The 11,759-nt window shown below is 70.9% G+C and carries 14 protein-coding genes; 5 read left to right on the top strand and 9 right to left on the bottom strand.

The window, feature by feature from the left end; genetic code table 11:
* Window positions 1-5: 5 nt before the first annotated feature.
* From ACGF5O_RS46335 to ACGF5O_RS46325, 3 genes are all read right to left on the bottom strand, one after another.
* Window positions 6-476, bottom strand: a complete 471-nt coding sequence (locus ACGF5O_RS46335) for an RICIN domain-containing protein (protein ID WP_393815976.1) — start codon at window positions 474-476, stop codon at window positions 6-8.
* Window positions 477-587: 111 nt separating this feature from the next.
* Window positions 588-770: a DUF397 domain-containing protein gene (locus tag ACGF5O_RS46330; protein ID WP_393815975.1), complete on the bottom strand. Its 183-nt coding sequence runs from the start codon at window positions 768-770 to the stop codon at window positions 588-590.
* A complete protein-coding gene (locus tag ACGF5O_RS46325; protein WP_393815974.1) occupies window positions 767-1,543 on the bottom strand; it encodes a DUF5753 domain-containing protein in 777 nt (258 codons plus the stop codon). The genes ACGF5O_RS46330 and ACGF5O_RS46325 overlap by 4 nt, the downstream gene beginning before the upstream one ends.
* A gap of 304 nt (window positions 1,544-1,847) precedes the next feature.
* Between ACGF5O_RS46325 and ACGF5O_RS46320 the strand changes: the two genes are divergently transcribed.
* From ACGF5O_RS46320 to ACGF5O_RS46310, 3 genes are all read left to right on the top strand, one after another.
* Complete coding sequence (locus ACGF5O_RS46320; protein WP_393815973.1) at window positions 1,848-2,264, top strand: ATP-binding protein; 417 nt, start codon at window positions 1,848-1,850, stop codon at window positions 2,262-2,264.
* Window positions 2,265-2,340: 76 nt separating this feature from the next.
* A complete protein-coding gene (locus ACGF5O_RS46315; RefSeq protein ID WP_393815972.1) occupies window positions 2,341-2,631 on the top strand; it encodes a hypothetical protein in 291 nt (96 codons plus the stop codon).
* Window positions 2,628-2,942, top strand: a complete 315-nt coding sequence (locus tag ACGF5O_RS46310; protein ID WP_393815971.1) for a hypothetical protein — start codon at window positions 2,628-2,630, stop codon at window positions 2,940-2,942. Before ACGF5O_RS46315 ends, ACGF5O_RS46310 begins: the two co-directional genes overlap by 4 nt.
* Window positions 2,943-2,953: 11 nt before the next feature.
* Here ACGF5O_RS46310 and ACGF5O_RS46305 read toward each other — a convergent pair whose 3' ends face one another.
* From ACGF5O_RS46305 to ACGF5O_RS46290, 4 genes are all read right to left on the bottom strand, one after another.
* Window positions 2,954-3,793 (bottom strand): MHYT domain-containing protein, encoded by an 840-nt coding sequence (locus ACGF5O_RS46305; protein ID WP_393815970.1) that lies wholly within the window; start codon window positions 3,791-3,793, stop codon window positions 2,954-2,956.
* Window positions 3,794-3,991: 198 nt separating this feature from the next.
* Complete coding sequence (locus ACGF5O_RS46300) at window positions 3,992-4,666, bottom strand: response regulator transcription factor (protein WP_362594037.1); 675 nt, start codon at window positions 4,664-4,666, stop codon at window positions 3,992-3,994.
* Complete coding sequence (locus tag ACGF5O_RS46295; RefSeq protein WP_393815969.1) at window positions 4,663-6,030, bottom strand: sensor histidine kinase; 1,368 nt, start codon at window positions 6,028-6,030, stop codon at window positions 4,663-4,665. Before ACGF5O_RS46295 ends, ACGF5O_RS46300 begins: the two co-directional genes overlap by 4 nt.
* Before the next feature lie 95 nt (window positions 6,031-6,125).
* Window positions 6,126-7,001, bottom strand: coding sequence for an alpha/beta hydrolase (locus ACGF5O_RS46290; protein WP_393815968.1), 876 nt, complete (start codon window positions 6,999-7,001; stop codon window positions 6,126-6,128).
* 380 nt (window positions 7,002-7,381) lie between these two features.
* Between ACGF5O_RS46290 and ACGF5O_RS46285 the strand changes: the two genes are divergently transcribed.
* On the top strand, window positions 7,382-7,807 hold the full coding sequence (locus ACGF5O_RS46285; RefSeq protein WP_393815967.1) for a hypothetical protein: 426 nt from the start codon (window positions 7,382-7,384) through the stop codon (window positions 7,805-7,807).
* A gap of 2 nt (window positions 7,808-7,809) precedes the next feature.
* Window positions 7,810-9,525: an RIP homotypic interaction motif-containing protein gene (locus tag ACGF5O_RS46280; protein WP_393815966.1), complete on the top strand. Its 1,716-nt coding sequence runs from the start codon at window positions 7,810-7,812 to the stop codon at window positions 9,523-9,525.
* 123 nt (window positions 9,526-9,648) lie between these two features.
* Here the strand turns inward: ACGF5O_RS46280 and kynU are convergent, their stop codons facing one another.
* The gene (gene kynU, locus ACGF5O_RS46275) at window positions 9,649-10,863 is read right to left on the bottom strand and encodes a kynureninase (RefSeq protein ID WP_393815965.1); all 1,215 of its coding nucleotides are present in this window, start codon (window positions 10,861-10,863) and stop codon (window positions 9,649-9,651) included.
* The gene (locus ACGF5O_RS46270) at window positions 10,856-11,698 is read right to left on the bottom strand and encodes a tryptophan 2,3-dioxygenase family protein (RefSeq protein ID WP_393815964.1); all 843 of its coding nucleotides are present in this window, start codon (window positions 11,696-11,698) and stop codon (window positions 10,856-10,858) included. Before ACGF5O_RS46270 ends, kynU begins: the two co-directional genes overlap by 8 nt.
* Between the last annotated feature and the right edge of the window lie 61 nt (window positions 11,699-11,759).

Here is an 11,759-nt window from a genome sequence, read left to right as displayed (position 1 = left end):
AGGGCTCAGGCGGCGGGCAGGTTCCAGTACTGCCAGGCGTAGGGGCCGCAGTTGCGGAGGTTGATACCCGCGTGCTCGCTCGGGTCACCGCTGTTCTGGATGCTCAGGCACTGGTTGTTGACCTCGGTGCGCAGCCGGTCGCCGTCCTTGTACCAGCGCTGGTTGGCCAGCCCGTGGCAGTCGCCGACGACTTGGGCGGCGGCGTTGACCTCGCCGTTCCTCACGTCGAGGCATTGCTGCTCGGCGCCGTTGACGAGCTTCCTGCCCGACCAGTACCAGAGCTGGTTGCCGGTACCGGCGTTGCAGGTCTGCACCTCGACGTTGTCGCCGTTGGAGGCGAGGCACTTGCCGTTGAGGTGCGTGGTGATCTGGAAGTACTGCGGCACCGCCGTCGCCTGCACGGGCAGGGCGGTGACGACCAGGGGGACAGCGGTCAGCGCGAGCACGGCGAGGCCGCGCTCCAAGTGCTTGATCATGATCTTCTGTGTAGCGGCGCCCCACCTGCCGCCGACAGACCGCGAGCCGGGGCTTCACCCGATCGGCGGAGCGGTTTCACCGGGTCCGGTTGATCGTCGCGTGGGCTGCCTTCACTCGTCCGACGCGGCCTTGAGGTGCCCGACGAGCGCGGCGAAGGCGGGGGCGGGGAAGGTGAGGGGGGCGCGGGTGGGGGATTTGGAGTCGCGGACGGCTATTCGAGGGGGGAGGGGGGCGATCTCGACACAGGCGTCCCCGTCGCCTCCGCCGGAGTAGGTGGACTTCCGCCAGTTCATCGCAGTTCCTTGGCCAGTCGGTGAATGAAGTCACGCGACGCGGTGGGGTCCAGCGACGCTGACTGCACCCTACGGAAGAGCGTACGAAGCTGTTCCAGTCGTGGCTGCTCATCGATGTACCGCGCGCCCGTGGGGGCATCCCTGAGTGCCGTGTCCAACTGGTGCACCGGAGCGCCCAGATACAGCATCGAGGCCCCGGCGCCCGCGAAGTGCTCCCGCTCGACGGGGATGACCCGCACGGTCACCTGTCTCGCCTCGATCTTGTCCAGGATGAAGCGGAGTTGAGTCAGCGAGGCCTGGCGGTCGGACACATGCACCCGCAGGCCGAACTCGTGGACGATCGTCTCGTACGGGGTCGGGTCGTCGCGTTCGATGACAGCACGGCGCTGCATACGGTGCTCCGCCCTGAGGGCCACCTCTTCCTCGGACAGACCCGGATTCGTGTAGCCGAACACCGAACGGGCGTAATCGGCGGTCTGCAACAGCCCCGGGACGTAGTGGATCACTACCTCGCGCAGGTAAGCCGCATGATGCTCGGCCTCGGCTCCGTCCAGGAACGCCTGGGGAAGGACGTCCCGGTAGTCCTCCCACCAGCCTCGCGTGCGATCCGTCGCCATCGCGACCAGCGCCTCGATCAAAGGCTCGTCCGTACAGGCGTAGTTGGCGGCCAGGCGGCGCACACGCTTGGCGCTCACCCCTACGGTGCCGGACTCGATCTGGCTCATCTGGACGGCGTCGGCCTCCAGCAGCCCGGCCGCCTCCTTGGCCGTCATGCCCGTCGCCTCGCGCAGTTTCCGCAGTTCAGCGCCTAGCCGCACCCGCCGGGCCGTGAGATGCCTCTTCGGCGGCAACCGGGCCTCCCTCGCTCCAACTTCCCCGTGGACGTACCTCGTTAGAGGGTCAGAATACGGCAGCGGGTTGCACTTTCCTAAGTATAGGAAATACCGTCAGTGACGCGACGCACACGCTGCGAAACTCCGGGACCCCGGAAGCGCACCGCTCCGCCCTGCCACGGCGGCTGCGGCAATGCCACCGTCCGGCGACCGCAACCCCCCACCACCCGAACGGAGTTCACGCATGCCCGAAAGCGGCTCCTGGGAGTACTCCCTCTACCTCCCCAACGACCCCCGAGCCGTCCCGATCTGCCGCCGTACCCTGCGGCTGATCCTCACGATGCACGGCCTGATCTCGCTGGCCGACACGGCGGAACTGCTCGCGGCGGAGCTGGTCACCAACGCCGTTCGGCACACGAAGGGCCTGGTGGCCCTGCGGGTGCGCCGGGCGGGCGGGGTGCTGCGGGTCGGCGCGTGGGACGCGGACCCCGAGCCTCCCGTTTTTCCCAGCGGGTCGAACGCGCCCGCCGAGGGCGACGAAGAGGACGGCGGCAGAGGCCTCACCCTCGTCCGGGCATGCTCCGACCTGTGGGGGTGGCAGCCGTTGTCGCGGTTCGGGAACCGGGGCAAGTACGTGTGGTGTGACCTTGTCGCGGCGTGAGGCGCCTGCCGAGGTCCGCCGCCCACGGAGGCGGCCCGGTACGGTGAGAGTCACATCGCGAAACGGAGCCGACGCCATGACCACCCAACCGGAAGCGCCCGGCCAGTCCCAGCTCCCCCCCATGCGCACCATCGGAGAACTCCGTGCCGCGCTCACCATGGGCTACGGCTTTCCCGGCGACGCCGACGACTTCGAGGCCGAGCTGGCGCGCGAGATCAACCATGCCGATCCCGCGGATCTCTCCGGGGTGGTCCACGTCGTGGAGGAGTTCCGCGGTCGCGTCGTCGCGCGCCAGGACCCCGAGTTCGACACAGCCGTTGCCGCGGCCGTCGCCGGAATCCGCAAGACCCGGGAAAGCGGCCGGTGAGCGACGACCGGTTGCCGGTCGTCGCCGAGATCACCGGCGAGGCGCACGCTCGCTGTCTCGCCATCGGCGGCGGAGCACTGCAGGCGGTCGAGGCGCTGCGAGCCGAACTGGAGAAGAGCCCGGAACTCGGCCGCCGAGCACAGAGCGCCGTCGGGGGCATGAAGATCTACACGACCCGCCTGGAAGGCAACGGAGTCCGGCCCACGCTCACCGTCACCTACGTCTACGACGCTCCTCCTCCCGAGCCGGGCCTGATCCGTATCGCTCTCGTCTCGCCCGTGCGCTTCGCCGGTGGCGACACCGGACTCTGAGGCGCTCGGGGTCAGGACGTGTAGCGCCGGTCCGCCAGGGACTGCTGGGGGCGGTCGGTGGGGGGCCAGGGCGGGGTGGCGGGGGTGAGGGGTTCCGGGGTGGTCCGGTCGCGCTGGCCGCCCACGACCTCCGGGTCGAACATGACGATCGCCGCCGCCAGGACCAGGGCCGCCACCGGGCCTGCCAGCATGACCAGGAGGAAGGCGAGCAGGCTGGTGGAGGACTGGCCGCCGGCCTGGGTCTGGGCGACGTGGACGCTCACCGCGGCCATGCCGGTGTAGTGCATGGTCGCGACGGCCGCGCCCATCACCAGGCTGGCTCCGACGGTCGCCCAGACCGCGCTGATCGACACCGCCGCCCAGAGCGCGGCGGTCGCGGCGACCACGGCGATCACCACGGAGAGGACGACGACCGCGGTGTTGTAGTGCACGGTGCCGCCGCTGTTCATCGCGGTCATGCCGAGGTAGTGCATCGCCGCCACGCCGAGCCCGGTGATGAGGCCCGCGGTGCCCAGGGTGACCGGGCCGGCGCCCCGGTAGCCGACCAGGAAGACGCCGACGGCGACCACCGCGATGGCGACGAACAGGCTCAGCACCGTCCGGCCGGTGTCGTAGCTGACCAGAGCACCGTCCACGCTGAAGCCGATCATCGCGATGAAGTGCATGGTCCAGATGCCGCAGCCGAGGGAGACCGCCCCCAGGGCGAGCCAGCCGAAACGTTTCTCCCCACGGCCGCGGCCGATGGAGCGGGTCGTGCAGCGCAGGGCCAGCACGGCACCGAGGCAGGCCATCAGGTACGCGGCTATCGGGGTGATCAGGCCGTAGTGGAACTCGGACACGTCAGCGGTCATCGCGGCAACTTTCTTCACGCGAAACGGGGACGATGGGGAAGGTGGGGACGGGAGACGGCTGGAACCAGCCACCTGGCTGGTTCCTTCACCATTCAAACACAACTTGAGCGCGCTGTGTCCACACCTGTACCGCCTGCGATCGAATCGCAACAACGACTGTGCGCGGCGACCGTGCGCCTGGCATGTGCGTTTCCTGTGCTACCCCGGGGTCACCAGCCGTGCCTCGTAGGCGAACACCGCCGCCTGCGTACGGTCCCTGAGGCCCAGCTTCACCAGGATCCGGCTGACGTGGGTCTTCACGGTCGACTCGGCCACCACCAGCCGCTCCGCCATCTCCGCGTTGGACAGGCCCTGGGCGATGAGGACCAGGACCTCGGTCTCGCGGTCGGTGAGGCCGCCGTAGGCGGCGTGGGCCGCGGGCATCAGGCGCGGGGTGTCGGAGAGCCTGGAGAACTCCGTGATCAGGCGCCTGGTGACCGAAGGCGCCAGGAGGGCCTCGCCGGCGGCCACCACCCGGACGCCGTCGGCGAGTTGGCGGGCCGAGGCGTCCTTGAGGAGGAAGCCCGAGGCGCCGGCGCGCAGGGCCTGGTAGACGTACTCGTCGAGGTCGAAGGTGGTCAGGACGAGGACCTTCGCCGTGCCGTCGGCCGCGACTATCTCGCGGGTCGCCTCGATGCCGTTCAGCTCGGGCATGCGGATGTCCATCAGGACCACGTCGGGGGCGAGTTCCCGGACGCGGTCCACCGCCTCACGGCCGTTGACCGCCTCGCCGACGACCTCGATGTCCGGCATCGCGTTCAGCAGGACCGAGAAGCCCTCGCGCACCATCATCTGGTCGTCCGCGATCAGGACGCGGATGGCTCGGTCGGTCATGCGTCGCCTTCACGGGTGGTGGCCACGGGGAGGAAGACCGTCACCTCGTAGCCGCCCTCGGCGGTCGGGGCCGCCGTCATCTCGCCGTTCAGCATGGAGACCCGCTCCCGCATACCGGTGATGCCGTGGCCGGCGCCCGGGGACGGCTTGACGAGGGCGGGCCGCGGCGGCGGGCCGTTGACCACGCGCAGGCCCAGGCCGCCGATGACATAGCCGATCTCGACGCGGGCGCCCGCTCCCGGCGCATGGCGCAGCGTGTTGCTCAGCGCCTCCTGGACGATCCGGTACGCCGACAGCTCCACGCCCTGCGGGAGTTCACGGACCGCGCCGGTCACCCCCTTGTCCACGGTGAGGCCCGCCTCCCGCACGTTGTCGAGCAGCGCGTCCAGGTCGGCGAGGGTGGGCTGCGGGGCGTCCGGCGCCTCGTAGTCCTCCGCGCGGACCACGCCGAGGACGCGGCGCAGTTCGGTGAGCGCCGCCACCGCGTTCTCCCGGATCGTGACGAACGCCTTCTCCAGCTCGGGCGGCGGGTTCTCCACCCGGTAGGGGGCGGCCTCCGCCTGGATGGCGACCACGGACATGTGGTGGGCCACCACGTCGTGCAGTTCGCGGGCGATCGTCGTGCGCTCCTCGAGGAGCGTGCGCCGGGAACGCTCGTGTGCCGTCTGCGTCTGCTGCGCGGTCACCGTCTGCTCGGCCTCCCTGCGGATCTGCCGGATGGTGAGCGCCAGCAGGGCTATCGCGGAGGCGACCAGCATCGAGCCGACGTCGTTGTCGTAGTGGCCCGCGCCGAGGAGCTGGACGCTCACGACACCGTAGAACGCGGTGATCGCCCACATCCAGGCCGCCGTGCGCGGGCGGGTGCGGACCGCGACGACCGTGAGCACCACCAGGTGGGAGAGGAAGTTGCCCGGCTGCCACGGCCATTCGTCCCAGGCGCTGGACAGCACGGCGCCGATCCAGGTCACGACGAGGGACAGCCAGAAGGCGGCGACCGGACGCGCCAGCGTGAGCAGCACCGGCGCCAGGACGAGCAGCCCGGACAGCAGGGCCATGGCGGGCCCCTGCGACTGCCGGTCCGCGACGGACACCAGCAGCGCCAGCACGCCGGCCGCGGCCACCGCCAGATGCGTGGTCCAGGGCGCGTACGCGCGCAGCGGGGCGGGCAGCCGGCGGGCGAACGGCCGCTCGGTGCTCAGCGGCGGCAACGGCCGGTAGGCGAAGGCGTCCTGGAACAGGTCCTGCCGCAACCTGCCCAGGGCGTCCAGCACCGCCCGGACCTCCGGGCTGCGCGGCTTGTACGGCTCGAACGCGCCGTCGGGTGGCTGCGGCGGCAGCGGCTGCGTGTGGGTCGTCTCGGTCACGTACCCGACCGTAGGCGCCGGACGGGGTCACCGTCGTCACCAGTGAGAAGGGTCCTGCGGCCTCCCTCTCAGGTACTACGCGAGGCCGGCCGGGCTCACCAGGCCAGTTGGGCGATCTCCTCCGCCGCCACCGCGCAGGCGTCCGCCGCCGGGTCGATGAGGGGGAAGTGGCCGACCTCCTCCAGGAGCGTCAGGCCCACCACCTCGCCCGCCTTCGCCGCCGCGTCCGCGTAGGACTCGGCGACCGCCTGCGGGACGACCACGTCCGTACGGCCCTGGACCAGGGTGGTCGCGATGCCGGTCGGCAGCAGCAGCGCGGGGTCGGCGTAGGGCTGGCGGTCGGCGAACTTCTCGTCGCCGCCGAGGAGTTGCAGGGCCGCGTTGCCGCAGACGTCCAGCTTCTCGGCCATCGCGAAGTCCGCGATCGGCGCCAGCGCCACGACACCCCGCAGCGGGGCGGGGCCCGAGGTGCGCCAGACGGCGTCCGCCGGGAGGACGTGCCGTGCCGCCGCCCAGAGCGCCAGGTGGCCGCCCGCCGAGTGGCCGGTGAGGACCGTACGGCGCAGGTCCGCCTGCGGCACCGCCGTGCGGACCAGGTCCGGCAGGGCGTCCAGCGCCGCCGCCACGTCGTCGAAGGTGTCCGGCCAGCGGCCCGCCACCGGGGCCGTACCGCCCTGCGCGGGGAGCTTCGCGCCGCGCCGGTACTCGACGTTGGCCACCGCGAAACCGCGCCGGGCCAGGTAGTCGGCGAACGGGGTGATGTGGCCGCGGTCGTACGGCGCACGCCACGCGCCCCCGTGCAGGACCACCACCAGCGGGGCCAGCGGGTCCTCGGTACGCGGGGCGTAGAAGTCGATCACCTGGTCGGGATGGTCGCCGTAGGCGGCCGTGGCGTCCGGCGCGACGTGCGGGTGCGAGAAGGCCGACTCCTCCTCGGCGGCGGCCCGTACTGCTGCGTCGTCGTCCGGCATGCTCCAACCTCTCAGAAACGTAAGTGTGTTGGCGGACCAGGTGGGGAAATCGGCCGTTGGCCGGGACGGTATCAGCCCGGTGACGTGCGGGGACACGCGGATGTCACGCACGGTGAGGATTGCTCGGTTCTGTACCGTCCCGGCCCCTGCCCGGGGATGACTATGTCGCCATGTCGCCAGACGAGAGCCGCTCCCGGCGCCGTCCGCTCAGGATCAGGTCGGCCGCAGGCTCGTGCTGGGCCGAACGGCGACATCCCGATGGGAACCCCGTGGTTCTCGCCCGTCACCCGTTCCCCGCGTTGGCCTCCGAGGGATTAGGGATCATTTCGCGAGGTATGACCCCGCTTTCATCCCGTGCACGCTCTGTATTGGGGGAGATCATGGAAACCCTCGCGCTGATCGCGACGGCCCTGGCCGCAGGGGCCGCCGCCGGAGTGCAGGACAGTACGTCCGAGGCCGTAAGCAGTCTGTACGCTCACCTGCTCCAACGGGTCCGGGAGCGGCTGGGCAGGCGGTCGGCCGAACTGGACGACGCGATCACGGCCCAGCGGGACAGGGACACCTCCGCCCCGGACCCGGTGGCTCCCGAGCTACGTCGGTTGCTGGAGGCTGTCCAGGCCGGACAGGACGAGGAACTGCGGGCACTCGCCGACGGGGTACTGCAGCAGCGGGCGGGTGCGCGGGGCGGCAGCGTCTGGAACGTGCGGCTCAGCAACAGCCCGGGCACCGGCTTCGGCGACGGCTTGTACCAGAGGAACACCTACATCATCGGCTCGGCGCCACCGGTGACGCCAGGGGAGGAGTGAAGGTGAGGCTCCTCGGGTGGATTCTCGTCGGGCTCGTCGTCATTCGGGTGGGTGCCTGGGTTCTCGCGGGAGCGGGGCATGTGTCCGCGGTCGCGGCGGGTGTCCTGGCAGATGCGGTGATGGACGCGGTCGTGTTCGCGGCCTGGACGGTGGCCGCTCTGGCCGGCCTGTGGCTGCTTGCCGCGCTCGCACACGGGGCTGCCGAACTTCACGACCGGCGCAACCTGAAGCGGCGGGCGGCTCGACCCGTACGCCCGGTCGCCGCATCTCCCCGTCCCGCCCCCGAGGAAGCGGCTCCGGCCACCTCGCCGATGCCGGCCGCCGGCGACCCCGTGGTCGATCCCCTGACCGAGCCCGTGCTCGAACAGCCTGTCCTGGGACCGGTGGAGCACCTGACCAAGATCGGTGAGCTGCTCGGCAACCGCGATCCCGGCGGGTCCGGTCGTGATGCCGGGCCGGTGATCGGAGCGGTTCCGCCGACGCTGCCGTACGACGAATTCGGTCCTGGCAGGTCCGGTGATGAGGACCATTGGCTGCCGGTCACGAAAGTCCGGTCGGCGACGCCGCCGAGTCCCGTCAGCGAGGACGCGCCGATCATCAACCGGCGCCATGTTCCGATGGCCGTATCCGCGCCCCAGAACCCCCCAACGCCGCCGCCGTCGATCCCCCGGACCCCACAGGTCCTACCAGCGCCACCGGCCCCACCGGTCCCGGCGTTGCTCGTCCTCGCCTGCCGTGGGGTCCAGATCGGCGATGAAAACCAGCAGTTCAACACATACACGTACAAACTTCACGAACCCACCGTGGACTTCGCGAAGGTCCTGGGCCGCCCAGCCGTGCGCGATGCCTTGAGCCGTCTGATCATGGACCCGGAGAACGACGAGCTCCGCGCCAAGGCGGCAGAGGCGTTGTGCGCGGGCAAATGGACCCTGAAAGAGAAGGAGTTGCTCGATCTCGGGCCGCTCGGCAGGCGGTCCCCGCACTCCGATGTCACCCGTGATCTCAAGGCGATGCAGGGATTCATCACCGTACGCAACTGCCAAGGAGTCCAGGCGGGGAACAGGTGCTACCAGCGGAACGACTTCGTCTACGTCTGCCCTCGGGCGACCGTCAACGCCTCTTCCCTGCTCAAAGCACATCCAGAGGTGGCGAGTTCGCTGATCGACGCCGTGGTCACGCCATCGCAGAAGGAGTGGAAGGAACCGGGCGAGAAGCTGAACGCCGCGGTGCGTGCCGCGCTCAATTCACCCGAGTCACTCGACGCGATCCCGGACCGGTCGATCAACGTCAGCCCCCGGAGCTCCGGTGTCCTACGCGACCATGACGGGGTCAGCATCGGAAACAGGTGCCGCACCGCCGCCTTCAAAGCCGTCATGGTCGAGCTCAGGAAGCCAAGCAACCTGCCCGAGTGCGTGGTCAAGGAGTCCAGGCGCCTGTGGGCAGCCCAACTACGACGTCAGGTCTCGCCGAGGCGGGAGCCTCCGTCCTCGCCGTCTGTGCCACCTGCGCCTTCAGAGCCCTCCGGGCCGTCCAGGCCGTCCGAACCTTCTGCGAACGCATCGCGCCCGAGCGTCCCGAACGAACCGCGCCCGAGCGCCACGAGCGCGCCTGACCCGGACAGGCTGCCGCCGCCCCATCGCCCACGAAGCCCGAACCGCGGGCCGGAACCTCCGTCGGGTCCCGAAAGCCCCTCGTCGGGACGGGGGTTCGGTCTCTAGTGCTGTGACTGCACAGGTTCGCCGGGTCGGCGGTCATGGCGGTTGGATGTGCGGTGACATCCGCTCCGACCGCTGGAGGTGGGGACGGCCTGAACGACCCGGCGAACCCAGGGGGTCACAGCGCTAGCTCCCCAGCACCTCTCCCAGCACCCGGGCCGCCCGCTCCGTGTCCGCGAAGCCGACGTAGAGCGGGGTGAAGCCGAAGCGGAGTACGTCGGGGTGGCGGAAGTCGCCGACCACGCCGCGGTCGATCAGCCGCTTCATCACGTCCCCGGCGTCGGGGCAGCGCAGCGCGATCTGGCTGCCGCGCCGCTCGTGGGCCACCGGGGTCACGCACTCGACGCGGCCGGCCGGCACGTACGCCTCGACGCACTCCAGGAAGAAGTCCGTCAGGGCGAGCGACTTGGCGCGTACGGCCGCCACCGGCACCTCGTCCCACACCTCCAGCGCCGCCTCCAGGGCGAGCATGGAGAGGATGTCCGGGGTGCCGACGCGACCGCGCACCGCCCCGTCCGCCGGTTCGTACGCCGGGCGCATCCCGAAGGGCTCGGCGTGCGAGTTCCAGCCGGGCAGCGGGGAGTCGAAGCGGTCCTGCAACTCCCGCCGTACGTAGAGGTACGCCGGCGAACCCGGGCCGCCGTTCAGGTACTTGTAGGTGCAGCCGACCGCCAGGTCGACCCCGTGCTCGTCGAGGCCCACCGGCAGCGCGCCCGCGCTGTGGCACAGGTCCCAGACGGACACGGCCCCGGCCGCGCGGATCGCGGCGGTGAGGGAGGGCAGGTCGTGGAGGCGTCCGGTGCGGTAGTCGACGTGGTTGAGGAGTACGGCCGCGGTACGGTCGCCGAGCGCCGCGGGGACCTCGGCGGGCGTCACCGGCCGCAGGGTGCAGCCCGTCAGGCGGGCCGCCGACCCGGCGATGTAGCCGTCCGTGGGGAAGGACGTCGCGTCGGCCAGGATCTCGTCGCGGCCCTCCCCCGCCAGCCGTACCGCACCCACAAGTGCCTTGAAAATGTTGACACTTGTCGAGTCGCCGACCACGATCTGCCCGGCCGCCGCGCCGACCAGCGGGGCGATCCGGTCGCCGATCCGCTCCGGCGCCGTCCACCAGCCGCTCTCGTCCCAGGACCGGATCCGCAGCTCGCCCCACTGCCGCCGGACGACGTCCTCGACTCGGCCGGGGACGTGCGCGGGCAGGGCGCCCAGGGAGTTGCCGTCGAGATAGACGCCCGCGGCGTCGGCCGCACGATCGGACGCGGTGTCGAGGACGAAGCGGTCGCGCAGCCCCGCCAGCCCGTCCTCCGCGTCCAGCTTCTCCGCCCTCAGGGCCAGCTCAGACATGGGACCTCGCCGTCCACAGCTCCGGGAACACGTTCTTGCGGGCGCGCTTCTCCAGCCAGGCGACCCCGGCCGAGCCGCCGGTGCCGGGCTTGGCGCCCATCGCGCGGCGGGTCGCGACCAGGTGGTCGTTGCGCCAGCGCCAGACGAGCTCGGCGACGTCGGTCAGCGCCTCGCCGAGGCGGGCGACGTCGGCGTCCTCGGCGCCGGAGTAGACGGCGGTCCAGGCGGCCTCGACGGCGTCGGAAGGTGTATACGGCAGTGATATGTCACGTTCCACCAGCACCGCGTCCGGGATCGGGTACCCCCGCCGCCCCAGCAGCCGCACCACCTCGTCGTACAGGCTCGGCTCGTGCAGCGCCTTCTCCAGCTCCGCGTGGACGCGGGGCGCGCCGCGGTGCGGGACGAGCATGGACGCGGACTTCTCGCCGAGCAGGAACTCCATCCGCCGGTACATCGCCGACTGGAAGCCGGAGCCCTCGCCGAGGGCGGAACGGTAGGAGTTGAACTGGGCCGGGGTGAGCTGGCCGAGCGGCTTCCAGGAGGCGTTCAGCGCCTCCAGCTCGCGGGTGGAACGCTTCAGCGCGGCGACCGCGGTCGGGATGTCGTCGCCGCGCAGCGCCGCCGCGGCCGTCTCCCACTCGTGGACGATGACGGTGAACCACAGCTCCATCACCTGGGTCGTGACCAGGAAGACCATCTCTCCGGGATCGTCGGAGAGGGTGTGCTGGAGGTGGGTGAGCACGTCCGCCTTGACGTAGTCCTCGTACGGCGTCGTGCCGGCGAAGTCGAGATGCGGGGTCTCGGGCTCGTTGGTCTCTAGAGCCTCATGGGACATCGCTGTCTCCTGTTGTACTCCGGGTAGCGGTCCGCCCCTGCCGATGCCGACACGGGGGCCC

This window comes from Streptomyces sp. NPDC048291, assembly GCF_043201715.1.
In the GTDB taxonomy this organism is placed as follows: Bacteria; Actinomycetota; Actinomycetes; order Streptomycetales; family Streptomycetaceae; genus Streptomyces.
The sequence above is the reverse complement of the archived record's forward strand: the minus strand, read 5'-3'. Positions and strand labels throughout refer to the sequence as shown.

Bases quoted from the DNA above. Each gene is read 5' to 3' on its own strand.
- ACGF5O_RS46325 (WP_393815974.1), bottom strand. From the start codon at position 1,543: ATGACGGCCAAGGAGGCGGCCGGGCTGCTGGAGGCCGACGCCGTCCAG.
- ACGF5O_RS46300 (WP_362594037.1), bottom strand. From the start codon at position 4,666: ATGACCGACCGAGCCATCCGCGTCCTGATCGCGGACGACCAGATGATG.
- ACGF5O_RS46285 (WP_393815967.1), top strand. From the start codon at position 7,382: ATGGAAACCCTCGCGCTGATCGCGACGGCCCTGGCCGCAGGGGCCGCC.
- kynU (WP_393815965.1), bottom strand. From the start codon at position 10,863: ATGTCTGAGCTGGCCCTGAGGGCGGAGAAGCTGGACGCGGAGGACGGG.
- ACGF5O_RS46315 (WP_393815972.1), top strand. From the start codon at position 2,341: ATGACCACCCAACCGGAAGCGCCCGGCCAGTCCCAGCTCCCCCCCATG.
- ACGF5O_RS46320 (WP_393815973.1), top strand. From the start codon at position 1,848: ATGCCCGAAAGCGGCTCCTGGGAGTACTCCCTCTACCTCCCCAACGAC.
- ACGF5O_RS46335 (WP_393815976.1), bottom strand. From the start codon at position 476: ATGATCAAGCACTTGGAGCGCGGCCTCGCCGTGCTCGCGCTGACCGCT.
- ACGF5O_RS46330 (WP_393815975.1), bottom strand. From the start codon at position 770: ATGAACTGGCGGAAGTCCACCTACTCCGGCGGAGGCGACGGGGACGCC.
- ACGF5O_RS46290 (WP_393815968.1), bottom strand. From the start codon at position 7,001: ATGCCGGACGACGACGCAGCAGTACGGGCCGCCGCCGAGGAGGAGTCG.
- ACGF5O_RS46305 (WP_393815970.1), bottom strand. From the start codon at position 3,793: ATGACCGCTGACGTGTCCGAGTTCCACTACGGCCTGATCACCCCGATA.
- ACGF5O_RS46270 (WP_393815964.1), bottom strand. From the start codon at position 11,698: ATGTCCCATGAGGCTCTAGAGACCAACGAGCCCGAGACCCCGCATCTC.